The sequence below is a fragment of the Elizabethkingia bruuniana genome (genome assembly GCF_002024805.1).
Classification (GTDB): Bacteria; Bacteroidota; Bacteroidia; order Flavobacteriales; family Weeksellaceae; genus Elizabethkingia; species Elizabethkingia bruuniana.
On sequence record NZ_CP014337.1, the window covers coordinates 663,234 to 686,192 of the forward strand.

The 22,959-nt window shown below is 37.4% G+C and carries 23 protein-coding genes and 1 riboswitch; of the genes, 13 read left to right on the forward strand and 10 right to left on the reverse strand.

The features are described from left to right. Window positions 1-45 precede the first annotated feature (45 nt). The 7 genes from AYC65_RS03210 to AYC65_RS03240 form a co-directional block, all read right to left on the reverse strand. Window positions 46-888 (reverse strand): prephenate dehydrogenase, encoded by an 843-nt coding sequence (locus tag AYC65_RS03210; RefSeq protein ID WP_034869806.1) that lies wholly within the window; start codon window positions 886-888, stop codon window positions 46-48. A 220-nt stretch (window positions 889-1,108) separates the two neighbouring features. Continuing rightward, window positions 1,109-2,617 (reverse strand): bifunctional ADP-dependent NAD(P)H-hydrate dehydratase/NAD(P)H-hydrate epimerase, encoded by a 1,509-nt coding sequence (locus AYC65_RS03215; protein WP_034869805.1) that lies wholly within the window; start codon window positions 2,615-2,617, stop codon window positions 1,109-1,111. A gap of 232 nt (window positions 2,618-2,849) precedes the next feature. Beyond that, window positions 2,850-3,218, reverse strand: a complete 369-nt coding sequence (locus tag AYC65_RS03220) for a hypothetical protein (RefSeq protein WP_034869804.1) — start codon at window positions 3,216-3,218, stop codon at window positions 2,850-2,852. Then, window positions 3,219-4,409 (reverse strand): alanine dehydrogenase, encoded by a 1,191-nt coding sequence (locus AYC65_RS03225; protein ID WP_034869802.1) that lies wholly within the window; start codon window positions 4,407-4,409, stop codon window positions 3,219-3,221. A gap of 39 nt (window positions 4,410-4,448) precedes the next feature. Further along, entirely contained in the window at window positions 4,449-4,859 is a 411-nt protein-coding gene (gene tsaE / locus AYC65_RS03230) for a tRNA (adenosine(37)-N6)-threonylcarbamoyltransferase complex ATPase subunit type 1 TsaE (protein WP_078402387.1), read from the reverse strand. A gap of 143 nt (window positions 4,860-5,002) precedes the next feature. Next, window positions 5,003-6,547, reverse strand: coding sequence for a T9SS response regulator signal transducer PorX (gene porX, locus AYC65_RS03235; protein WP_034869801.1), 1,545 nt, complete (start codon window positions 6,545-6,547; stop codon window positions 5,003-5,005). A gap of 21 nt (window positions 6,548-6,568) precedes the next feature. After that, a complete protein-coding gene (locus tag AYC65_RS03240; RefSeq protein ID WP_034869800.1) occupies window positions 6,569-7,009 on the reverse strand; it encodes a DinB family protein in 441 nt (146 codons plus the stop codon). A gap of 141 nt (window positions 7,010-7,150) precedes the next feature. Here AYC65_RS03240 and AYC65_RS03245 point away from each other — a divergent pair, with 141 nt between their 5' ends. From AYC65_RS03245 to AYC65_RS03280, 8 genes are all read left to right on the forward strand, one after another. After that, the gene (locus AYC65_RS03245) at window positions 7,151-8,392 is read left to right on the forward strand and encodes an HD domain-containing protein (RefSeq protein ID WP_034869799.1); all 1,242 of its coding nucleotides are present in this window, start codon (window positions 7,151-7,153) and stop codon (window positions 8,390-8,392) included. 32 nt (window positions 8,393-8,424) lie between these two features. Further along, window positions 8,425-9,462 (forward strand): UDP-3-O-(3-hydroxymyristoyl)glucosamine N-acyltransferase, encoded by a 1,038-nt coding sequence (gene lpxD / locus AYC65_RS03250; protein WP_034869798.1) that lies wholly within the window; start codon window positions 8,425-8,427, stop codon window positions 9,460-9,462. Further along, window positions 9,455-10,852: a bifunctional UDP-3-O-[3-hydroxymyristoyl] N-acetylglucosamine deacetylase/3-hydroxyacyl-ACP dehydratase gene (locus tag AYC65_RS03255; protein WP_034869797.1), complete on the forward strand. Its 1,398-nt coding sequence runs from the start codon at window positions 9,455-9,457 to the stop codon at window positions 10,850-10,852. Before lpxD ends, AYC65_RS03255 begins: the two co-directional genes overlap by 8 nt. A 7-nt stretch (window positions 10,853-10,859) precedes the next feature. Continuing rightward, the gene (lpxA, locus tag AYC65_RS03260; RefSeq protein WP_016197960.1) at window positions 10,860-11,651 is read left to right on the forward strand and encodes an acyl-ACP--UDP-N-acetylglucosamine O-acyltransferase; all 792 of its coding nucleotides are present in this window, start codon (window positions 10,860-10,862) and stop codon (window positions 11,649-11,651) included. Window positions 11,652-11,685: 34 nt separating this feature from the next. Next, entirely contained in the window at window positions 11,686-12,249 is a 564-nt protein-coding gene (efp, locus tag AYC65_RS03265) for an elongation factor P (protein ID WP_009091817.1), read from the forward strand. A gap of 169 nt (window positions 12,250-12,418) precedes the next feature. After that, window positions 12,419-13,318 (forward strand): UDP-3-O-(3-hydroxymyristoyl)glucosamine N-acyltransferase, encoded by a 900-nt coding sequence (locus tag AYC65_RS03270; RefSeq protein ID WP_034869794.1) that lies wholly within the window; start codon window positions 12,419-12,421, stop codon window positions 13,316-13,318. A gap of 50 nt (window positions 13,319-13,368) precedes the next feature. After that, window positions 13,369-14,244: a succinate--CoA ligase subunit alpha gene (sucD, locus tag AYC65_RS03275; protein ID WP_034869792.1), complete on the forward strand. Its 876-nt coding sequence runs from the start codon at window positions 13,369-13,371 to the stop codon at window positions 14,242-14,244. Between the two features lie 149 nt (window positions 14,245-14,393). Continuing rightward, window positions 14,394-15,062 carry a porin family protein gene (locus AYC65_RS03280; RefSeq protein WP_034869790.1) on the forward strand — a complete coding sequence of 223 codons (669 nt, stop codon included), beginning with the start codon at window positions 14,394-14,396 and terminating at the stop codon, window positions 15,060-15,062. Window positions 15,063-15,175: 113 nt separating this feature from the next. On the opposite strand, the gene AYC65_RS03285 is transcribed toward AYC65_RS03280, so the two are convergent. The 3 genes from AYC65_RS03285 to AYC65_RS03295 form a co-directional block, all read right to left on the reverse strand. Then, window positions 15,176-16,465, reverse strand: a complete 1,290-nt coding sequence (locus AYC65_RS03285) for an ABC transporter permease (protein ID WP_034869789.1) — start codon at window positions 16,463-16,465, stop codon at window positions 15,176-15,178. 24 nt (window positions 16,466-16,489) lie between these two features. Then, window positions 16,490-17,392, reverse strand: coding sequence for an ABC transporter ATP-binding protein (locus AYC65_RS03290; RefSeq protein WP_034869787.1), 903 nt, complete (start codon window positions 17,390-17,392; stop codon window positions 16,490-16,492). A 218-nt stretch (window positions 17,393-17,610) separates the two neighbouring features. Then, window positions 17,611-18,612 carry an isoaspartyl peptidase/L-asparaginase family protein gene (locus AYC65_RS03295; protein ID WP_034869786.1) on the reverse strand — a complete coding sequence of 334 codons (1,002 nt, stop codon included), beginning with the start codon at window positions 18,610-18,612 and terminating at the stop codon, window positions 17,611-17,613. Between the two features lie 131 nt (window positions 18,613-18,743). Then, window positions 18,744-18,841, forward strand: a riboswitch (TPP riboswitch). Window positions 18,842-18,901: 60 nt separating this feature from the next. Between AYC65_RS03295 and thiS the strand changes: the two genes are divergently transcribed. Genes thiS through AYC65_RS03320 form a run of 5 tightly spaced genes read left to right on the forward strand, consistent with a single transcriptional unit; the run spans window position 18,902 to window position 22,925 of the window. After that, window positions 18,902-19,108 carry a sulfur carrier protein ThiS gene (gene thiS / locus AYC65_RS03300; protein WP_034869785.1) on the forward strand — a complete coding sequence of 69 codons (207 nt, stop codon included), beginning with the start codon at window positions 18,902-18,904 and terminating at the stop codon, window positions 19,106-19,108. Window positions 19,109-19,138: 30 nt separating this feature from the next. Beyond that, window positions 19,139-20,947: a phosphomethylpyrimidine synthase ThiC gene (gene thiC / locus AYC65_RS03305; protein WP_034869784.1), complete on the forward strand. Its 1,809-nt coding sequence runs from the start codon at window positions 19,139-19,141 to the stop codon at window positions 20,945-20,947. Next, window positions 20,944-21,558 (forward strand): thiamine phosphate synthase, encoded by a 615-nt coding sequence (locus tag AYC65_RS03310; RefSeq protein ID WP_034869783.1) that lies wholly within the window; start codon window positions 20,944-20,946, stop codon window positions 21,556-21,558. Before thiC ends, AYC65_RS03310 begins: the two co-directional genes overlap by 4 nt. After that, window positions 21,548-22,168, forward strand: coding sequence for a thiamine phosphate synthase (locus AYC65_RS03315; protein ID WP_034869782.1), 621 nt, complete (start codon window positions 21,548-21,550; stop codon window positions 22,166-22,168). The genes AYC65_RS03310 and AYC65_RS03315 overlap by 11 nt, the downstream gene beginning before the upstream one ends. Beyond that, window positions 22,161-22,925: a thiazole synthase gene (locus tag AYC65_RS03320; RefSeq protein ID WP_034869781.1), complete on the forward strand. Its 765-nt coding sequence runs from the start codon at window positions 22,161-22,163 to the stop codon at window positions 22,923-22,925. Before AYC65_RS03315 ends, AYC65_RS03320 begins: the two co-directional genes overlap by 8 nt. The last annotated feature ends 34 nt before the right edge of the window (window positions 22,926-22,959 follow it).

The following is a 22,959-nucleotide window of genomic DNA, read 5'->3' on the forward strand; positions in this document are numbered from 1 at the left end:
AATGTTTAACAACCCGATTCTTGCTTATTCAGCTTTTTCGAATACCTATTTCAGGATTCCCCTTATTTTATTAGCTTTCAGAATTAATTCCTCCAGATATTCATAATTTTCCTTCTCCAGTGCAGATTTAAATTTTCTCAACTGGGAGATATGCTCGTTGAGAACATCCAAAACATTCTCTTTATTTTGCCTGAAAATAGGCACCCACATTTCCGGATGCGATTTTGCCAGACGTACTGTGCTCGAAAAACCGGAACTGGCCAGCTGAAAAATAGTGTCTTCTTCTTTTTCTTTTTCAAGAACCGTATTGGCAAGCGCATACGAAGTAATGTGTGATATATGGCTAATATAAGCAGTGTGTATATCATGATCTTCAGAATTCATATACAATAAATTCATTTCCAAAGCATCATACACTCTTTGTACAAGTTCTACGGCATCCTCTGCAGATTCTTCCTGATTACAGATTACTGCAGCTCTTCCGGTAAAAGCATCGGCCATTGCAGCAGCCGGGCCACTATTTTCGGTTCCCCACATAGGGTGAGTTGCTACATACCTGAAACGGTTCGGGTGATTTTTAATAGCCTTTACAATTCCGTCTTTAGTAGAACCTACATCCATTATTGTCTGCTTATCATTTAGCAGATCCAGTATATTAGGAAGGATTATTCGGGCTGCATCTACAGGAATAGCAACAATAATCAGATCAGCATTTTTCACACCTTCTTCAAAAGGTAGATAATCATCTATAATTCCTAAAGACTTAGCTTCCTTTAGATGTTCTTCATTCTTGTCAATTCCAATAATTTTTGAGGCAAGCCCTTTTTGTTTTAATTTCAGGGCCATCGATCCGCCGATAAGCCCGGTTCCAATAATACTGATATTCATGATTCTGTTTTCTTTACTATACTAAAAAAGAAACCCTGTCTTATAAGGACAGGGTTCACTAATATTTTGACATATCATTCTTGTCCTAATGGTCATTAAGATTAGAATAATAATATGCGTTGTTCATTTTCACGAGGCTAAATTAGAAATTAAGGATGAGGTGACAAAATTTTTTATTCAAAAAATATTAGTTCCTTTTAAAATTTGTGTGGAGTCAATTCTATTTGGTAAGGTCACAATAAGCAGCACTTATAAAATTTGAGATATCAGAAGCAACCAGAGAATGCGGATGTATTTTTTCTGTTGCGAGATCTCCGGCTAATCCATGTAAATAGGTACCTAGAAGGCAAGCTTCGTGGGATGAATAACCTTGCCCTAAAAGTGAAACAAGTATTCCCGAAAGTGTATCTCCGGAACCTGCAGTTGCCATTCCCCAATTACCTGTAGAGTTGAAATAGCAATTGCCATCGGATAATATACTGGCAGTGTAAGCTCCTTTTATTAAGATATTGATTTCATATTTTACGGTGATAGCTCTTACCTTTTCAATTTTTTCAAAGTCATCCTTCCAATCACCAATCAGTCGCTGTAGCTCTTTTGGATGTGGTGTTAGGATGGAGTCTTTTGGAATATGTATGAATGGATTCTCGTATTTGGATAAAAGATTAAGAGCATCCGCATCAATAACAAATGCCGTGTTAGGATTGTTTATAAGGCATTTCAGGACTGTTGTGCCTGTTTCATTATGTTGTCCTATTCCCATTCCGATAGCTACGGCCTGATAGCCAGAAATCTCTGGAATAGTAGCCAGATACTCCTCTTCGGAATCTGTAAGACACATGGCTTCGGTTATGCTGTTTTGTACAATAGTATAGCCACATTTCGGAACGTATACAGTGACCAATCCGCTTCCTGTTTTTAAAGCAGCTTTTGCACTTAATATAGGAGCCCCAATTTTACCAAGACTTCCGCCAATCACCAGGATATGACCGAAGCTTCCCTTATGTGAAAATTTGGAAACAGGTTTTAATAATGCCTGAATCTTATTTTTTTCTGTAAAGTAATAAGATGATGTGAAGCTATTTCTGGTTGTTTCATCAAGATCTATTTTTACAATAGAAAAATCTTTTAAAAACTGATATGATGAGGGAAATAGAAAACCTAATTTAGGGATCTCGAAAGTAAAAACATGTTCGACTCTAAGGCATGGATAGTTTTCTTCCATAGGATGATCTGCGATAAAGCCTGATGGAAGATCAATAGAAAATATATGTTGAGGCAAAGAACTTTCAATTTGTCGAAAAATAAGATTCCATTCTGAATTCAGTGGAGAATGCAGCCCATTGCCGAAAATAGCATCAATAACGATGCTTCCTTGTGGAATTTCAAGAAGACTGTTTTCGTTGAATAATATAACATTTAAACCTGTGTTTTTCAGACGCTTCTGATTCTCAATATTGCTATCCGAGTAAGTGTTTGATTGAAGAAGAAACACTGTAATATTGAAATTTTTCCGACGTAAAATTCTGGCTATTGCAAGCCCGTCCCCACCATTATTTCCTTTTCCGCAGAATATACTAAACGAGAGCCGCAGACCTTTTGCTTTATGTAAAATGGCATCTGTAACTGCTTCAGAGGCACGTTCCATTAGCTGCCATGAAGAAATATTCTGAATTGCAATAGTTTCCTGATCCAGAAGCTTAATTTGGTCGGAGTTTAGGATTTTCATAATCTAAAGGTAAGGATTACCTAAAGTAAATCAAATTTTTAATCCAATAAAGCCCAGATGATCTTTATGTAATTGATAGCAGAATTAAGTCTGAATACTTTGATTTTGCTCTGTGTTTCTACTATGCAGGTTCCTAAATTGAAGAACCTTGTGAAGTTTAATATTTAGTCTTCACAAGGCTGAATATTATAAATAAAAATGACCGGAAGAAATTCCGGTCATTTGTTTATTGTTAATTTATCTTTTTGATGTTGATAAACTGAGCATTTTCTTTGCACTTTTCATACTGTACCTCATATACAGGTTTTTTGGAAGGGTAGAAAAGCAAATACTTTGGACAAGGTTGCTTTTGAGCTTCACTTCTGTCAAAGTCGATTTTTCCTTTGCTTACAATACTGTCCTTTAGGAATTTTTCATTCAGGTTCAATGCCTTTAGTTCTTGCTGGAAATCCGGAGAAAGAACAAAATCTTTTGTAAGGGTTTCGGCGACTACGCGGTCATTTGGAAAATAAGAACAACTGGTTCCTTTTTGGTTTAGAATAAAGAATACAATGATGATGCCCGGAATAAGGCCTATTAAATAAAATCTGAATCTCCGCATTTAGAAAATTAAAAGGTTGATATCGTGGTACTGCATTCCGAATTTGTTTGCAATAGCCTGCTTCGTAAGTCTGCCTTTGTACATGTAAAGGCTCTGCTTCATTTCACTATTTTTTACCAGAACATTTTCGAAGCCGCCTTCCTGATCGAAATCCAGTAAGTAGCTTAAGAAGAAATTGCTTATAGCTTTTGTCGTTGTTCTGGACATACGGGAGGTAAGGTTAGGCAATCCGCAATGGATAACACCGTGCTTTATAAAGGTAGGCTTGGAAAGAGTGGTAAGTTCTGATGTTTCGACACTTTTGCCATTGTCTACAGTAACATCTATGATTACGCTGCCCTTTTTCATATGCATTACCATATCCTCGGTAACGATAGGGAACATGTTAAGCCTTGGTAACGCACCGATTACAACATCTGCACGTCTCAGGCTCTTTTTTAATTCTTTTGGATCGATAATAGAAGTAGGTACCCTGCTGTCTACCATCACATTTAGCCTTCTTAGTTTGGATAAAGAATTATCGAATACTTTTACGCTGGCACCTAATCCAATAGCTGCTTTTGTGGCATATTCACCTACAATTCCAGCACCCACAATTACAACTTCTGTAGGTCTTACTCCTGTAATTCCACCAAGCATTTGCCCGTTGGTCTGTGCAAGAAGCTCGGAAGAGTAAAGAATAGAAACAGTACCTGCAATTTCTCCGATAAGACGCACAAGAGAATACTGCTTGTACTCATCCATAATATATTCGAATGCAATCGCATTGATTTTCTTTTCAGATAATTTTTTGAAGTATTCTTTGGAGCTCAGGTTGATCTGTAATGCAGAAATAATGTAAGAACAAGGCTTAAGGAATTCTATCTCTTCCAGTGTTGGCGGATTGATTTTCAGAATAATATTCTGATTAAACACTTCCTGAGTGTCTGTTGTCATTTCTGCACCAGCCTCAGAGTATTGCAAATCGGTAAAAAAAGAACCTTCTCCTGCACCATTTTCCATAATAATGCGGTGGCCGGCCTGTACTAATACCTGCACTGCATCTGGAGTAAGACAAAGTCTTTTTTCGTCAAGACATGTTTCTTTCGGAATTCCGATGCTGAACTTTTTTTCCTTTCGTACAATTTCTAATTTCTCTTCCTTGGGAATGAGTTCTTTTTCTGTGAAAGGTGTAAAAATTGTTGTACCCATTTTCTAACTTTTATATCAATCCTTATAACAAAGATAGGACTATTTAAATTTTATTGTTCTTGTGTTATCAGAATTTGTGATTTCCATTTCGTGGTGTGGCAGATCAGAAATTTCATCCTGAAATATCTCAGGCCATTCAATAATACTAAGGAAGGCATTGTCCAAATAATCTTCGATGCCAATGTCGTATACCTCTTCCAGGTTGCGAAGCCTGTACAGGTCAAAATGAAAGATTTTGCCTTTTGGACTCTCATATTCATTTACAATAGAGTAAGTGGGTGAGGTAACTTCGTCGTTACTTCCCAGAGATTTTACAAGCTGTTGTGTAAAGGTCGTCTTTCCTGCTCCAAGATTACCCTTCAGGAACAAGATATTATGCTTCAGATGCTGCTTGATTTTCTCAGCAACTTCCTGCCATTGTTCTATGGAAGAAATTTCAATTTCCAGCATTTTTTATTCTTTAATCCTGCAAATTTGTATTTTTTAATGTTACAAAACAAAAAAGCCGGGTAAATTATTTACCCGGCTTTTATCATTTTGGCTGTAAAGGTGTTTGTTTACAGTATGTTTCGGTATTTTAAATTTTGTCTTGTTTATTTCGGTTCCAAAATAGCAATCGGAATAATTACTTCTTCCAGAGAAATTCCACCATGCTGATAGGTGTCTCTGTAATAGTTAACAAAATGGTTGTAATTCTTAGGATAAGCTAAGAAAGTATTGTTCTTGGCAAAAATATATTTGGAACTAAGATTTCCTTTTGGTAAGAATAGTTTCTCCGGGAAATCTATTGCCCATACATCTTTGTCTTCGTATGTTAAGCTTTTTCCGGTCTTGTAACGGATGTTGGTGGAAGTCTCACGATCCCCAATTACTTTGCTTGGTTTCTTTACATAAATAGTACCATGGTCCGTTGTAATTACCAGTTTGAACTTGTTCTCCGCAGCAAGTCGGATAATCTTCATCAGAGAAGAGTTCTCGAACCAGTGCTCGGTTAGTGAACGGAAAGTTTTATCATCACGAATAAGCTGGTCAACAATAACATTGTCTGTTTTAGCATGAGAAAGAATATCGATGAAGTTGTAAACAATTACTAAAAGGTCATTGTTTTTATGCTGATTAAAATCCTCGTAGATTTTTCTCTCAAAGTCAGCATTTAATATTTTCAGATACTTCAGGTGCTTACCGGATAATCCTAAACGCTTCATCTGATCTTCCAGGAAGTCTCTCTCATGTTCATTTTTATTTCCTTCTTCATTATCATTAAACCAGTATTCAGGGAACCTCTTTTCTATTTCTGAAGGAAGCAGCCCCGCAAAAAATGAATTTCTTGCATATTGCGTTGCTGTCGGCAGAATACTGAAGTAATAATCTTCCGATGTTTTGTTGTAAAAACGGGTAAACAAAGGCTCTATAACTTTCCACTGATCATAGCGTAGGTTATCTATCATTAGAAGAAGTACTTTGTCCTTTTCTATCTCAGGTTTTACTTTCTCTTTAAACAGAGTATGCGACATTAGTGGCTTTTCGTTAGAGTTTAACCAGTCTGCATAGTTGTTCTCAATAAATTTAGCGAACTGAATATTGGCTTCCTCTTTTTGACTAAGTAAAAGGTCTGAAAACTCATTGTTCAGGACTTTATCGAATTTTATCTCCCAGTTCAGAATTTTCTTGTAATATTCTGCCCAATCCTGAAAACTGTTCAGGTAAGAAAGTTCCATACTAAGGTTTCTGAATTCCTGCTGATATTCCAATATGGTCTTTTGTTCCACAAGATCTTCGCTCTGAAGATTCTTTTTTAATGACAGTAAAATCTGATTGGGATTTACCGGTTTTAGGATATAGTCCGAAATCTGGGAACCAATAGCCTGCTCCATTAGGTGCTCTTCTTCGCTTTTGGTAACCATTACAATTTTGATAGTGGAGTCTATATTTTTAATCATCGGGATTGCTTCTAATCCTGAAATCCCCGGCATATTCTCATCGATAAGTACCAGCTGATATTTTTCTTTTTCCAGAATTTCCAGCGCCTCATTTACGTTATTTACCGGAGTCAGCGCATAGCCTTTAGCCTCCAGAAATACCATATGAGGTTTTAGTAAATCGATTTCATCATCTACCCATAATATCTTTCCTGACATAATTTCTTTTTATTTCTTTTTTTATTCTAATAATCTTCTGTGATAGTTAATCTGTCCAAGGTGGTAGCTGAGGTGTGCTGTAAGATGAGTAAAGAAAAACTCAGTACTCATTTTGCTTTCGAAAACAACAAGCGGATATTCTTTTTTCAGATCATCCTCATTAAGATTGTTCAGCGTATTCTCTATTACCAGGATGGTATTGTCTATCATCTCTGTTAGTTGAGTTCTTGGGACATCCTTCAAGGAAAATTCAGCATCTCTGTTTCTTATATAACCTGTTTTACCTGTAATGGCACCGATAAAATGGTTGAGGTTTCCTATAAGGTGCAGACACAAATTACCCGCAGAGTTGCTGATATGCTGTGATATTTTCCAGATATTTTCTTCTGACTGATAAGATTCGATCTCAGTTTTCAGCTTCAGAAGATCTCTTTTGAAAAGTATTTGTAATGTCTCAATCATCATAACTTTTTTATGCTCTTCAAAAATACGACCAAAAGTTCTTAATTAATAGCTAAAAAGACAATTGATTGCGTTAAAAACCGTTAACTCTGTATGGAATTGACTACATTTGTATAGCTTTTTGATGCTAAAATTTTCTGAATGGTTAATAAACTGAAAATCGTTAATGATCCGGTACACGGATTTATAAAAATCCCTTATGAAATACTTTTTGATGTTATAGAACATCCATATTTTCAGAGGTTGCGCAGAATTTCACAAACAGGATTGCTTTCTTTGGTTTATCCTGGTGCTACGCATACCAGATTTCACCATGCACTGGGAGCTACACATGTCATGTTTACAGCTCTGGAAACTTTGAAGATGAAAGGGACAGAGATCTCTCAGGAAGAAGAAAAAGCAGCTTTACTCGCTATACTTTTGCATGATGTAGGACACGGTCCTTATTCTCATGCATTGGAATCCGTACTGATGAATGACTGTCATCACGAGCGTTTATCCATTCTTTTAATGGAGAAGCTTAATGAACATTTTAATGGTCAGCTGGATTTGGCAATACAGATGTTTCAGGGGAAATACCATCGCAAATTTTTCAATCAACTAGTTTCTTCCCAACTGGATGTGGATCGTTTGGATTATCTGAAGCGGGATAGTTTTTATACAGGTGTTACAGAAGGTAATGTAAATACCCAGAGAATTATCTCTATGATGAATGTTCATAAAGACGAACTGGTTATTGATGCAAAAGGGATTTATTCCATCGAAAATTTCTTAACGGCCAGAATGTTTATGTACTGGCAGGTTTATTTCCATAAGACATCTGCAGTTGCAGAGCACTTACTTATAAAAGTACTGAAAAGAGCAAAAGAATTGGCTGCGCAGGGTGAAGATCTTATTGCTACAGAAAACCTGAGTTATTTTCTGAAGAAAAATAAATTTGATAAAATGACTGAAGAAGATCTCAGACGTTTTACCGAGATGGACGATTCAGACATTATGTTCGGACTTAAAAACTGGCAGAACCATTCGGATTTTGTATTGAGCCATTTATGTAAATCAATCACTCAAAGACATTTTCCTAAAAATATTATTTCGGAAAAAGCTTTTGACAAAGAGACTGTGGACAAAATTATCCAAAAGACCAATGAGTTCTACGGGATAGATAATGCGGAATGGCTGGTAGATCAAATCGAAAGAACTTTGCTGCCATATGATACAAACAAGCAACCAATTTTTCTGAAAAGTAAATCTGAAGATGTTTTTGCATTAGATAAGTCCGAAAATCAGATATTAACCCAGCATTTAAAGACGTCCAGTACTAAATATATCTTATCTTTTCCGAGAGAAGTTTTACCTGTTGTAATTCAGGATCTGAAAAGATAAAATTATTCACTTTTTTAGTATCTTTGCAAACTATGGAATTTACTGCAGAGCAAATTGCAAACCTAGTTAAAGGTAAAGTTATAGGGGATCCTGAGACAAAAGTGTCCGGATTTTCTCAGATCGAGGAGGGTAGGAAAGGCAATCTTTCTTTCCTTGCGAATGCTAAGTATTTATCCCTGATGGATAATACTGAAGCGTCGGTCGTTATTATTTCGGAAAATCTAATAGATAAAGATAAAAAATATCCGTCTGCCCTTATTGCTGTGGAAGATGGATATTTAGCTTTTCAGGTATTGATGAATCTGTATCAGGATTTACAGTCAAAAAAGACAGGAATAGAACAACCTGCCTTTATCAGTGAATCTGCTAAAATAATGGATGATGTCTATATCGGAGCATTTACCTATATTTCTCATAAATCTGTTATTGGTGAAGGTTCACAAATCTATCCACAAGTTTATATTGGTAAAAATGTGAAAATTGGTAAAAACTGTCAGATTGATAGTGGTGCCAGAATTTACGATGACTGTGTAATCGGGGACAATTGTGTGATCCACTCCAATACTGTAATCGGCGGAGACGGGTTTGGTTTCCAGCCTACAGCAGATGGTTTCAAGAAGATTCCACAATTAGGAAATGTAATTATTGAAGACAATGTAGAAATAGGCGCTGGCTGTACTATAGACAGAGCTACGATTGGTTCAACAATTATAGGTAAAGGAACGAAGCTTGATAACCTTATTCAGATTGCCCATAACGTGAAATTAGGTGAGAATAATGTAATTGCGGCTCAGGCAGGAATTGCAGGCTCAACAACTATCGGACACTGGAATATGATTGGTGGCCAGACAGGGATTGTGGGGCATATTAATATCGGGAACCAAGTGAAAATCCAAGCACAAAGTGGAGTTAACAGCAGTGTTAGCGATCATGAAGTACTTTACGGATCACCTGCAATTTCAGCAACCGACTTCAGAAGAAGTTACGTGCACTTCCGTAATTTCCCGAATATCGTACAAAGAATTAATAATTTAGAAAACATAAACTCAAAAGATAGCACTAATGAGTGATAAGCAAAAGACTTTAAAAGAAGAAGTAACCCTTTCGGGAATTGGACTTCATACCGGTAAGAATGTAATCATGACACTGAAACCTGCAAAAGAAAATACAGGTTTTGTGTTTGTACGTACTGATCTGGAAGGACATCCTACAGTAGAAGCAGATGTTAATTATGTTACCAGTACAGAAAGAGGTACTTCCCTTGAAAAGAAAGGAGTAAGCATTCATACTTCTGAGCACGTTTTAGCAGCTTTGGTAGGTATGGATCTTGATAATGTTATTATCGAACTGGATAGTTCAGAACCTCCTATTTTAGACGGATCATCCAAATACTTTATCGAAGCCATTGAATCTGTTGGCGTAGAAGAACAGGAACTACAAAGAGATTACCTTGTTATTAAAGAGGTATTAAATTATGTAGACCCGGCTTCAGGCTCAGAGATTACAATAATACCTGCAGATAACTACGAAATTACCTGTATGGTAGACTTCGGAACTAAAGTTTTGGGAACTCAGAATGCAAGTCTGAAACATATTTCTGAATTTAAAGATGAAATTTCCAGCGCAAGAACATTCAGCTTCTTACACGAATTGGAAATGCTTTTAGATCACGGATTAATTAAAGGTGGAGATATCAGCAATGCTATCGTATATGTTGATAAAGAATTGACGCCTGAAACTATAGAGAAATTAAAATTTGCTTTTGGTAAGGAAGATGTTTCTATCAGACCAAATGGTATATTAGATAATGTTACCCTTAAATATCCGAACGAAGCAGCACGTCACAAATTACTAGACGTTATTGGTGACCTTGCTTTAGTAGGTGTTAAAATAAAAGGTAAAGTTATTGCGAACAAACCAGGGCACTTTGTAAATACACAATTTGCCAAAAAATTAAACAGACAATATAAATTGCAGAAAAAGAAAAATGTGCCGGATTTTGATTTGAAGGCAGATCCTGTTTATGATATAAACGGGATTATGAGACTTCTTCCTCACCGTCCGCCATTCTTATTAGTAGATAAAATCTTAGAATTATCTGACAGCCACGTGGTAGGGTTGAAAAATGTTACCATGAACGAACCTTTCTTTGTAGGACATTTTCCTAAAGAACCAGTAATGCCGGGTGTATTACAGGTAGAGGCTTTAGCACAGGTAGGAGGTATTTTAGTATTGGCTAACGTACCGGATCCGGAAAATTACTCTACATATTTCATTAAAATGGATAATGTAAAGTTCAAAAGAAAAATTGTTCCGGGAGATACCGTTATTTTCAAGATTGAATTAATGGAACCTATCAGAAGAGGAATTGTTCATATGCAGGGATATGGCTATGTAGGAGATACTGTAGCTATTGAAGCAGAACTAATGGCACAGGTAGCAAAAAATAAAACCGAATAAGTAAGTGATGATACATCAATTAGCCGCTGTAGATAAAAGAGCAAAAATAGGAAGTCAGGTTATTGTAGAACCTTTCACAACCATCGCAGGAGATGTGGAAATCGGATCAGGAACGTGGATCGGACCAAATGTAACCATTATGGACGGGGCACGTATCGGGAAGAATTGTAAAATTTACCCCGGAACTGTAATAGCTGCGGCTCCTCAGGATCTTAAATATGAAGGTGAAGATACACAGGTAATTATCGGAGATAATACCACTATCAGAGAAAATGTTACGGTTAACAAAGGAACAAAAGCACTAGGATATACCAAGCTTGGTAGTAACTGCCTTATTATGGCTAATGTACATATCGCACATGACTGTGTCATTGGAGATCATGTTGTATTAGTATACGGAAGCGGAATTGCTGGTCACGTAGAAATCGATGATTATGCTTTTATCGGTGGACTTAGTGCGGTACATCAGTTCTCCAGAATCGGAAAGCATGTGATGGTTTCCGGAGGTACTCTGGTAAGAAAAGATATTCCGCCTTATATCAAAGTAGCCAGAGAACCTATTTCTTATGCTGGCATTAACTCTATCGGTTTAAGAAGAAGAGGTTTCACTAACGAGAAAATCTACGAAATCCAGTCTATCTACCGCGCTATCTTCCAGATGAAGAAAAACGCTACCCAGGCAATAGAATATATTGAAAAAGAGCTTCTTCCTACTGCGGAGAGAGACGAGATTATTACTTTTATCCAGAACTCACCAAGAGGTATTGTAAAAGGATACGGTAATTCCTCAAAAGATTAGAAAATTAAGAAACAAAAAAATATAAAAATACTCAATGGCAACAACTGCAGACATTAAAAAAGGTCTTTGTATTGAATTTAGCAATGATATCTATAAGGTAATTGAATTCCTTCACGTAAAACCAGGAAAAGGTCCTGCTTTCGTAAGAACAAAGCTGAAAAGTGTAACCAACGGGAAAGTGTTAGATAATACATTTTCTGCAGGACACAAGATCGAAGAGGTTAAAGTAATTACCAGAAAATTTCAGTACCTTTATGACGATGAAAATGGCTTCCATTTCATGAATAATGATGACTTCACTCAGATCTATATCAACAAAGAAATGATTGAAAATGCTCAGTTTATGAAAGCAGGTGAAGAGGTTACAATCGTTTTAAAAGAAGCAGATGAGGCTCCGTTATCAGCGGAAATTCCACCAACTGTAACTTTAGAAGTTATTGAAGCAGATCCAGGTGTAAAAGGAAATACAGCGACTAACGCATTGAAAAATGCAATCGTTGAAACTGGTGCAAGAGTACTGGTTCCTTTATTTATAGAACCGGGAGAAAAAATCAGAATCAATACTGAGGACGGTAGCTACATCGAAAGAATTAAATAAGATGACACTTTGATAAAGTGTAGCTGTTGATTACAATCGAACAACTGCATCTTATCAGATCTTAAAAAAAAATATACGAATGAAACGAAACTTATAATGAGTTTTTCCAAACAGGTAATATCATTGTAAGTTCCGTTCCGTCCGGCAACAAAAAATAAAAGATAAACGGATGAAATTTAAAAAAGCTCAGAATCTGAAAACAATTGCCGATCTTATCGGAGCACGCTATGTTGGTGATGCTGAATTTCAGGTTTTAGGCACTAATGAAATACATCGTGTTACAGCCGGAGATATTGTCTTTGTCAATCATCCAAAATATTACGACAAAGCTTTAAATTCAGCTGCTACTATTGTTCTTATAGATCAGGAAGTAGAATGCCCGGAAGGAAAAGCACTTCTTATTTCTGAGGATCCGTTCCGCGATTTCAACTTAATCAATACTCACTTTACCAGAACTCAGGACTTCAAAGAAGAAAGACATAATCTTGAAGTTGGAGATACTACTATTATTCACTCTTCTGTAGTAATTGGAAACGATGTGAAAATAGGAGATAACTGTATGATCCATCCTAATGTAGTTATTGGTGACAGAACAGTTATTGGTAATAATGTGATTATCCAGTCCGGAACTGTGTTGGGAGGTGATGCTTTTTATTACCGTAAAACAGCCAATGGTTTTGAAAAACTTCAATCCGTTGGACATGTTGTTTTGGAGGACGATGTAGAGGTTGGTGTTAACTGTACACTAGACAGAGGTGTTACCGATGTTACACTAATCAGAAAATCTACTAAAATAGATAATCAGGTACAGATAGGACATGATACCATTATTGGTGAACGTTGTCTTATTGCATCACAAGTAGGTATTGCCGGATGTTGTAATATAGGGAACGATGTTACATTATGGGGACAGGTAGGTGTTGCATCTTCTGTAACAATTGAAGATAAAACAGTTGTTCTGGCAACTTCAGGTGTTTCTAAAGACCTGAAAACCGGTACATATTTCGGTGCCCCTGCTGAACCAGCAAAAGAGTTCTATAAAAAAGCGGTGAAGCTGAGCAGGCTTTAATTAAATTTCAAAAATCTAATAAAAAATATTAATTTTACAAAAAATCAACAATGTCAGTATTAGTAAACAAAGATTCGAAAGTAATCGTACAAGGATTTACCGGTAATGAAGGTACTTTCCATGCAGGTCAAATGATAGAATACGGAACAAATGTAGTAGGTGGTGTAACTCCAGGAAAAGGTGGTTCTGAGCACTTAGGGAAGCCTGTATTCAACACTGTTGCAGAAGCTGTAGAAAAAGCAGGAGCTAATGTAAGTATTATCTTCGTACCACCAGCATTTGCTGCTGATGCAGTAATGGAAGCTGCCGATGCAGGTATCAAAGTAATCGTTTGTATTACTGAAGGTATTCCTGTAGCTGACATGGTAAAAGTTAAGGACTATATCCAGGATAAAGATTGTCGTTTAATCGGTCCAAACTGCCCTGGTATCATTACTTCTGACGAGGCTAAAATTGGTATTATGCCAGGTTTCGTTTTCAAGAAAGGTAAAGTAGGTATCGTATCTAAGTCAGGTACTTTAACATATGAAGCAGCTGATCAGGTTGTAAGAGCTGGATTCGGAGTTTCTACAGCTATCGGTATTGGTGGTGACCCAATCATTGGTACTACTACTAAAGAAGCTTTAGAATTATTCATCAATGACCCTGAAACTGAAGCTGTAGTTATGATCGGTGAGATCGGTGGTCAGCTAGAAGGTGATGCTGCTAAATGGTACAAAGCTTCTGGTTCTACTAAACCAGTTGTAGGTTTCATCGCAGGTCAGACAGCTCCTAAAGGAAGAACAATGGGGCACGCAGGTGCTATCGTAGGTGGTGATGATGATACTGCTCAAGCTAAAATGAAGATTATGGCAGAATGCGGAATCAATGTTGTAGCTTCTCCTGCTGATATCGGTGCTACTGTAGCAAAAGTTTTAAACAAATAATTGTTTGCTAAAAACATAAATAAAATCCCGAAAATTCGGGATTTTTTTATGCCCTATAGGCAGTGTAGTATATATGTGACAGTCAAAAAGCTTATGTAGTGAAAGTTTTCATTATATTTGCCTCATAAAATTAAAAAAACAGAAATTTTATGAAGAAATTACTTTTTACTTCTGCATTAGCACTATCTACGCTTTCATTTGCCCAGATAGACTTTAACAACACCAGATTTGGGGTTACTGCAGGGCTTAACCGTTCAGGAGTGAGCAATGCACACAGACCATCAGGAGCAAGATATACTTTTCAGGCAGGTGGATTAGCCTTAATCCCGATAGGAACTGCTAATCAGTTTTTCTTACAGCCAGAGGTATTATTCTACGGTGCTGGTGAAACAGGAAAGGATAGCGATTTTAAGAACGGAGATCGTAATGCTAATGGTTATAATGCAGTATATGCAAATAACTACATCAGCGTTCCGGTATACTTCAAAGCTTATTTCTCTGAAGCACCATCTGAGTTTTTTGCAATGGCAGGCCCAAGATTTAACTTCCTGGTAAACCAGAATGTTAAAAATGTTCCTCAAGATAGACCTTACTATGATCCTGATTATAGTGGAACTAGCAATTTTAATGGTAAAGCGGCAAGCTTTAACTTTGGAATCGGATTAGGAATAGGGTATAGCCTTAAAAGAGAGTGGGAATTCACAATTAAGTATGACTTAGGACTTACCAATACTTACAAAGGTTTAGTAAATGAATTAAGCTCTAAGAGCAAATCTGAACAGGTAGCGAGCGTTGGTGTTAGCTATATCTTCAAATAAGACAAATAACATTAAGACATAAAAAAATCCCGGGTTAACGGGATTTTTTATTTTACAGATCTGTCTGTTGAATTTTAATATTTCTAATTTCGTACTTCTAACTTCATAATTAGCTAGCTTCTGATCCATTTCCAAAGCTCTTTTACCGAAGCTTTGTTGCCATACATCAGAATACCCACACGGTAGATTTTTCCTGCTACAAAGATCATAAACAGAGCTGATGCGGCAAGTAATGCCATGGAAAGTAATAATTGCCACATAGGTACACCAAATGGTATTCTGGCAATCATAGCAACCGGTGATGTCAACGGAATTATAGACAGCCAGAAAGCTAAAGGACCTTCAGGGTTATTCATAATACTAAAGCTGCCATATAAGCTCAGCATTAGTGGTAAAATCGCAAATAATGTGAATTGCTGAGTTTCTGTTTCATTGTCTACGGCAGAGCCTACAGCAGCATAAATAGAGCTGTAGAAGATGTACCCTAAAAGGAAGTAGAATATAAATACACCGATAATAGTTACATAATCCATACCCAGAAGACTGTGAGATACCATAGTAAAGATCTCCTGAATATTTCCTAGTTTATCCATTGGGCCGGCTGCTGCAACCGAGTATTTCTGATTAAAAAATACGGCAGCACTTACCGTCATAGCAATCCATATAATAAACTGTGTAAGGGCTACCAAGGTTACGCCCAGAATTTTTCCCATCATTAGCTCAAAAGGCTTTACAGACGAAATAATAATCTCTACAACACGGTTGTTTTTTTCTTCCAGTACACTACGCATTACCCGTACACCATACATAATGATAAACATAAATGTAGCATACATAAGGATACCCGCTAATGCAGATTTTACGCCAAAAAGAAAGGCATCATCATCTTGCTTTTTCTCCTTTAGGTTCTCCGTATTCAGTGTGAAATTCTGATTCAGATTCAGAATCTGTGATTCCTTTATACCAAGTTCCTTTATTTTAAGCTTTCTGATTTCATCAGAAATAGCGGAAGAAATTTCTTTACGGGAATCAAAGCCTATCTGTTTATTCGTGTACAGTTTTGTTTGTGTTTCCAGTTTACTGTAGTCGTTATCTTCCAGTCTTGGAATAACCAAAAGTCCATCTATAGCTTCTGTTTCTGTTAATGTTCCCTTTATTGTTCCTGCACTTTTTTCAGAGACATATTGGTAGGTAATATCACCTGAATTTTTCATTTTGGAAAAACTCTGACTGTTATCTACTACTGCGATGTTATAATGGGTTTTGTTCGCTTTGAACATGTAAGTAATGACAGCGCCAAACAACAAAAGTAGGATAGGTGCCATAAGGGTAAGTACAACAAAAGATTTTTTCTTTACCTGGGTAAGGTATTCTCTTTTGGTAATAAGTATAATATTTTTCATAAGTTCAGTCGTTGGGTTCGAGATTTACTTTACAGCATTAATGAATACTTCATTCATACTTGGGATTTTCTCTTCAAAAACCCTCACCTTTCCAGTTTTTAACAGCTCTTCCAGCAGGATATTAGAATTGCTTTCATTTCGAATTTGGAAACTAATTAGTCCGTTTTCCTGAATAATATTATCCGGTGTATATCTGGTCTTAAAGTTTTCAAAGTTGTCAGATTGCAGGTCTGTCAATACTACATTAAACAGGTTTTGTTTAAACTGCTCACGGACATCGAATACCTTTCCGTCCAGTATTTTATTCGACTGGTTAATCAGGGCAACATAATCACACATTTCTTCTACTGATTCCATTCGGTGCGTAGACAGGATAATTGTCGTTCCCTGTTCTTTCAATTGCAAAATTTTATCTTTAATCAGATTGGCATTTACAGGATCAAATCCTGAAAAAGGTTCATCCAGAATTAACAATTTAGGCTGATGCAGAACAGTTACCACAAATTGTATTTTCTGAGCCATACCTTTAGAAAGTTCAGATAGCTTTTTCTTCCACCACTGGTCTATATTCAACTGTTCAAACCAATATTTAGCTTGTGTAATAGCATCGTGTTTAGACATACCTTTTAGCTCTCCAAAATAGGTGAGCTGATCTCCGATGGTCATGTTTTTATACAAACCACGCTCTTCAGGCATGTATCCAATCTTTTGAATATGCTCAGGGCTTAACTTTTGGCCGTCAATAAAAATTTCTCCGCTGTCAGGCTGCGTGATCTGATTAATAATACGAATAAATGATGTTTTTCCGGCACCGTTAGGTCCCAGAAGACCGTAAATACTTCCTTTTGGAACTTCGATACTGAAGTTGTTGAGTGCTACCTTTTTACCTGCATTATAGGTTTTAGTAACATTTATAGCTTTTAGCATTATTATTTTTTCTTGTTAGTCTCTCTTTTCAGAATTTGTTACAGAGGTCGGATCGCATTTTTAAGCACATAGATACATAGGTTTAACTTTGAAAAGTATTGGATAGTCGCCTGGGTAGGACATAGCTGTTAAAAGTTATAATACTTACCTCTGTGTGAAAATTTATTTTTCCTGTGTGACCTCATAGTTTAATGATTTTTATCTTTCTATGTGGTTTTCTACTTGTAGATATATACCTCTATTTCGCCTTTATCGGTTACTGTTCCGCGGTACATTCCTTCGGTATTGAAAGGCATTGCTACATTTCCATCTTTATCCAGTGCGATAAGGCCTCCGTTTCCACCTAGTTTTCCAATTTCATCAATACTTTCCTGTGTTGCTTCAGTAACAGGTTTATGAAGATATTTCATACGGTCTGCAGCTGTTTTAGAAGCTACTGTACGGATAAAAAATTCTCCCCATCCTGTCCCGGAAATTCCTACCTGTTCATTAGCATAGGTTCCGGCACCAATAATAGGCGAATCACCGATTCGGCCGTACTTTTTGTTGGTCATACCTCCTGTAGAAGTTCCGGCAGCAATATTTCCGTTTTTGTCGAGCGCTACAGCACCGACAGTACCAAATTTATGATCAACAATAAAATAGTCAGGATACTGTTCTTTATTGTTTAGGCTTGTTTTCTTAGTAGTTTCCATAGCCTTTACTTTTTGAAGGCTATTCCATGCTTTTTCCGTCCAGAAATATTTAGGATCTACAATTTCCAGTTTCTGCTCTTTTGCAAATTTCTCTGCTCCGGGGCCAGCCATCATGACATGTTCCGATTTATCCATAACAGCTCTTGCAGCCAAAATTGGATTTTTTATAGTGGTAACACCAGCAACAGCACCAGCTTTTTGATCCTTTCCGTTCATAATGGAAGCATCCAGTTCATTTCTTCCCTCATTAGTAAAGACAGCACCTTTTCCGGCGTTAAACAAAGGTGAATCCTCCATAACCATAATAGCTGCAGATACTGCATCTAAAGAAGATTTACCGTTTTTGATCTCGGCATATCCCTTTTGTAAGGCTTCTGTAAGTTTTTCGCGGTATTCTTTTTCTTTTTCAGGAGAAAGGTTGGCTTTGGTTATTGTTCCGGCACCTCCGTGGATCACCATCACATACTTTTTCTGGGCAAATGTTAGTGTCCCGAAAACTAATAAAGGAAATATAAACTTCTTCATTATGTAATAAATAACTCCAAATTTACATGAAATTTTCTATTTCTAAAATAATAGCAGGGAGTAATTAATGACTATCTGAATAAAGAATTTCAGAGATCATAAACAACCTGTCGGTTTTTTTCTATCTTTGTAATCGACTTTAGGGGTGTCTGCAAATATGCAGGCTGAGATTTTACCCTTAGAACCTGATCCGGGTCATACTGGCGTAGGGAAAAGTAAAATGTCTTCATTGGTGCTTTCTGCACTTTTGTGGCCATTCCTGAAGTTATATATCTAAAAATTATCAGGAATGGAACTTACAATTAATCACGAGAAAAGAAATTACGAGCATTTACCTTCCACATTGGAAGCACTAATACATCTGGAAGCCGGCGGCAAGTCCAAAGGTATTGCTGTAGCTGTAAACAATCAGGTTATCCCCAAGACCGACTGGGGCAATACTGTTCTTCAGGATAAAGATTCTGTTCTTATCATCACCGCAACACAAGGAGGTTAATACTAAGTAAACAATAAAAAGACAGAAAATATGAAGACAATCACCCAAACATCATTACCTAATTCTAAGAAAGTATACATCGATGGTCAGCTTTTCCCGATTAAAGTGGCAATGCGTGAGATCTCACTAAGCCAGACCAAACTTAGTTCGGGAGGTATAGAAGTCAATCCGCCGGTTACGGTATATGATACTTCAGGACCTTATACCGATGATCAGGCAGTTATAGATGTTCGTAAAGGATTACCCAGAATTCGCGAACAATGGATTCTGAACAGAGAAGATGTAAATATACTGGAAGGTATAACGTCTGAATATGGAAAAAAAAGATTGGCAGATACAAAGCTGGATGATTTGAGATTTGAGTATAGCCATAAACCAATGGTTGCCAAAGAAGGAATGAATGTAAGCCAACTTTACTATGCAAAGAAAGGCATCATTACCCCTGAAATGGAATATGTGGCCATACGCGAAAATCAGAAAATTGAGCAGCTGGAAACTTCTACCAAAGGAATGGCTGTACAACACCGTGGTGACAGCTTTGGTGCCAATACACCTAAAGGAAAGATTACACCGGAATTTGTGCGGAGCGAGATCGCTGCCGGTAGAGCAATTATACCGAATAATATCAACCATCCTGAAAGTGAACCCATGATTATCGGTCGTAATTTTCTGGTGAAGATTAATGCCAATATTGGTAACAGTGCTGTGACTTCCAATATCGAAGAGGAAGTAGAAAAAGCAGTATGGGCTTGCCGTTGGGGTGCAGATACGATTATGGATTTATCTACCGGAAAGAATATCCACGAAACACGGGAATGGATTATCAGGAATTCCCCAGTTCCCATAGGAACAGTGCCTATTTATCAGGCATTGGAGAAAGTAAAAGGTGTTGCAGAAAATCTTACCTGGGAAATTTTCAGAGATACCCTGATAGAGCAGGCAGAGCAAGGTGTTTCTTATTTTACCATTCATGCCGGAGTACTGTTACGCTATATCCACCTTACTGCAAGTCGTGTTACGGGGATTGTTTCGCGTGGCGGATCTATTATGGCTAAATGGTGTCTGTTCCACCATCAGGAGAATTTCCTGTACACGCATTTTGAAGAGATCTGCGAAATTATGAAGCGTTATGATGTTGCTTTTTCTTTGGGCGACGGATTGCGACCGGGTTCTATTGCCGATGCCAATGATGCAGCACAATTTGCGGAGTTGGAAACTTTGGGTGAGCTTACCAAGATTGCTTGGAAACACGATGTACAGGTAATGATAGAGGGACCTGGGCATGTGCCAATGCATATGATTAAAGAAAACATGGAAAAGCAGCTTGAAGAATGTGATGAAGCGCCTTTCTATACACTAGGACCATTAACAACGGATATAGCACCGGGTTATGATCATATTACTTCTGCTATTGGTGCTGCTATGATTGGTTGGTATGGCTGTGCAATGCTTTGCTATGTTACCCCAAAGGAACATTTAGGTTTACCAAATAAAAAAGATGTAAAAGACGGTGTAATTACCTACAAACTTGCAGCTCATGCAGCTGATCTTGCTAAAGGACATCCGGGAGCACAATATCGGGATAATGCATTGAGTAAAGCCCGATTTGAATTCCGTTGGGAAGACCAGTTTAACCTTTCTTTAGATCCGGACACTGCAAGAGAATTCCATGATGAAACACTACCGGCGGATGGTGCGAAAGTAGCTCATTTCTGCTCGATGTGCGGTCCTAAATTCTGTTCGATGAAGATTACACAGGAAATCAGAGATGCTGCTGAACAAGGAATGAATGAGAAGTCGAAAGAGTTTATCGAAGCAGGTAAAGAAATCTACTTATGATCATTGTTTTCTCTCCGGAACAAGAGGCAGAAAAGGAAGCCTACTGGATCAATGAACTGTTAGCTAACGGACTCGATTATTTTCATGTCAGGAAATATTGGCTGTCTGATGTTGCCATGCGCGATTATATTAGCCAAGTTGATGAAGATTACAGACATCAGCTGGTTTTGCATTCTCATTACAATCTGGCAGAAAAATTTGGAATTGTAAGATTACATTTCAGAGAAGAAAGCAGATTAAATAATGAGCATGTAAACTTTCAGGGAAAGCATATTCTGTCGACTTCCACCCATTCTATCGAAGAATTTAATGAATTGGGTACCGAATGGACTTATGCTTTCTTATCTCCAGTATTCCCGAGTATATCCAAGCAAGGTTATGGAGCAGAGCACAATATTCTGAATGAACTTAAACGAAGAACCAATAAAAATGTTCAGCTAATAGGACTGGGGGGAATAGATGAAAATAATATAGATATAGTATTAAAATCAGGAGCAGATGGTGTGGCTATGCTAGGGAATATCTGGCAAAGTCCAAACCCGCTTCAGGTATTTTTGAATTGTAAAAACAAATTTTTAAATCAATTACAGAATCAAAATCATGTTGAGTAAACTGCAATACATATCACAGGGCGTAAATGCTGAAGAGCAGGAAAGGAATATCCTGAAAGCTTTGCTTAATGGAGCTGACTGGATTCAAGTACGTTGGAAGAATTCAGATGCAGAAGCATTGCAGGAACTTTGTATAAAAGTACAAAAACATTGTAGAGAATTTGGTGCTCAATGTATCATCAATGATCACGTGAGTATAGCCAAAGCAATTGATGCAGATGGTGTACATCTGGGATTAACAGATACCACGATAACGAAAGCCCGAAATATTCTGGGAGATCATAAAATTATTGGAGGGACGGCTAATACTATTGAGGATATCAAACAACGTATTGATGAAAACTGTGATTATATAGGTTTAGGCCCTTTTCGATTTACCTCTACAAAAGAAAAATTAAGTCCAATTCTCGGGCTGGAAGGCTATAAAAACATTTTTAAACATTTTCAGGAGCAACAAATTAGCTTACCACCAGTTTTCGCTATCGGCGGCATTCAGGTAGAAGATATCAACGCTCTAAAAGATGTTGGTTTATATGGAGTCGCTGTATCCGGACTAATTGCTAAAAACCCTGAATTGGTTTCAACCATTAAAACAATATTCAATGAGTAACTTACAAATAGCAGACAGAATTTATACATCCAGATTATTTCTGGGAACAGGAAAGTTTGGGAGTATGTCCCAAATGACAGAAGCTGTAAAAGCTTCCGGATCCGAATTGGTAACAATGGCACTAAAACGTATAGACCATCAGTCGGATTCCGATGATCTATTAACCGCTTTACAGTTGCCGGAGGTTCATCTTCTGCCTAATACATCCGGAGCTAGAAATGCACAGGAAGCTGTATTGGCAGCACAACTGGCAAGAGAAGCCCTGGAAACAAACTGGCTGAAATTGGAAATACATCCTGATCCCCGTTACCTGTTACCCGATCCTATAGAAACACTGAAAGCTACTGAAGAATTGGCTAAATTAGGTTTTATCGTTATGCCCTATATACATGCTGATCCGGTATTATGCAAAAGATTGGAAAATGCAGGAACTGCTGTAGTTATGCCTTTAGGTGCACCTATAGGAAGTAATAAAGGTTTGAGAACATTGGACTTTCTGGAAATTATTATTGAGCAAAGTAATGTGCCTGTAGTGGTAGATGCCGGAATAGGAGCTCCGTCGGACGCCGCAAAAGCGATGGAAATGGGAGCAGACGCAGTTCTGGTAAACACAGCAATAGCAGTGGCAGGTGATCCTGTACAAATGGCGATAGCATTTAGAGAAGCTGTTATAGCCGGAAGAAGAGGTTATGAAGCTCAACTGGGAGACATACACTCCGGAGCAGTAGCATCCAGTCCGTTAACCTCATTTTTATAAGAGCTAATGGCTGTTAGCATAACACGAAGGCATT

Excerpts from the sequence above, each read along its gene's own strand:
- AYC65_RS03210 (WP_034869806.1), bottom strand. The coding sequence starts at position 888 with ATGAATATCAGTATTATTGGAACCGGGCTTATCGGCGGATCGATGGCC.
- AYC65_RS03215 (WP_034869805.1), bottom strand. The coding sequence starts at position 2,617 with ATGAAAATCCTAAACTCCGACCAAATTAAGCTTCTGGATCAGGAAACT.
- AYC65_RS03220 (WP_034869804.1), bottom strand. The coding sequence starts at position 3,218 with ATGCGGAGATTCAGATTTTATTTAATAGGCCTTATTCCGGGCATCATC.
- AYC65_RS03225 (WP_034869802.1), bottom strand. The coding sequence starts at position 4,409 with ATGGGTACAACAATTTTTACACCTTTCACAGAAAAAGAACTCATTCCC.
- tsaE (WP_078402387.1), bottom strand. The coding sequence starts at position 4,859 with ATGCTGGAAATTGAAATTTCTTCCATAGAACAATGGCAGGAAGTTGCT.
- porX (WP_034869801.1), bottom strand. The coding sequence starts at position 6,547 with ATGTCAGGAAAGATATTATGGGTAGATGATGAAATCGATTTACTAAAA.
- AYC65_RS03240 (WP_034869800.1), bottom strand. The coding sequence starts at position 7,009 with ATGATTGAGACATTACAAATACTTTTCAAAAGAGATCTTCTGAAGCTG.
- AYC65_RS03245 (WP_034869799.1), top strand. The coding sequence starts at position 7,151 with ATGGTTAATAAACTGAAAATCGTTAATGATCCGGTACACGGATTTATA.
- lpxD (WP_034869798.1), top strand. The coding sequence starts at position 8,425 with ATGGAATTTACTGCAGAGCAAATTGCAAACCTAGTTAAAGGTAAAGTT.
- AYC65_RS03255 (WP_034869797.1), top strand. The coding sequence starts at position 9,455 with ATGAGTGATAAGCAAAAGACTTTAAAAGAAGAAGTAACCCTTTCGGGA.
- lpxA (WP_016197960.1), top strand. The coding sequence starts at position 10,860 with ATGATACATCAATTAGCCGCTGTAGATAAAAGAGCAAAAATAGGAAGT.
- efp (WP_009091817.1), top strand. The coding sequence starts at position 11,686 with ATGGCAACAACTGCAGACATTAAAAAAGGTCTTTGTATTGAATTTAGC.
- AYC65_RS03270 (WP_034869794.1), top strand. The coding sequence starts at position 12,419 with ATGAAATTTAAAAAAGCTCAGAATCTGAAAACAATTGCCGATCTTATC.
- sucD (WP_034869792.1), top strand. The coding sequence starts at position 13,369 with ATGTCAGTATTAGTAAACAAAGATTCGAAAGTAATCGTACAAGGATTT.
- AYC65_RS03280 (WP_034869790.1), top strand. The coding sequence starts at position 14,394 with ATGAAGAAATTACTTTTTACTTCTGCATTAGCACTATCTACGCTTTCA.
- AYC65_RS03285 (WP_034869789.1), bottom strand. The coding sequence starts at position 16,465 with ATGAAAAATATTATACTTATTACCAAAAGAGAATACCTTACCCAGGTA.
- AYC65_RS03290 (WP_034869787.1), bottom strand. The coding sequence starts at position 17,392 with ATGCTAAAAGCTATAAATGTTACTAAAACCTATAATGCAGGTAAAAAG.
- AYC65_RS03295 (WP_034869786.1), bottom strand. The coding sequence starts at position 18,612 with ATGAAGAAGTTTATATTTCCTTTATTAGTTTTCGGGACACTAACATTT.
- thiS (WP_034869785.1), top strand. The coding sequence starts at position 18,902 with ATGGAACTTACAATTAATCACGAGAAAAGAAATTACGAGCATTTACCT.
- thiC (WP_034869784.1), top strand. The coding sequence starts at position 19,139 with ATGAAGACAATCACCCAAACATCATTACCTAATTCTAAGAAAGTATAC.
- AYC65_RS03310 (WP_034869783.1), top strand. The coding sequence starts at position 20,944 with ATGATCATTGTTTTCTCTCCGGAACAAGAGGCAGAAAAGGAAGCCTAC.
- AYC65_RS03315 (WP_034869782.1), top strand. The coding sequence starts at position 21,548 with ATGTTGAGTAAACTGCAATACATATCACAGGGCGTAAATGCTGAAGAG.
- AYC65_RS03320 (WP_034869781.1), top strand. The coding sequence starts at position 22,161 with ATGAGTAACTTACAAATAGCAGACAGAATTTATACATCCAGATTATTT.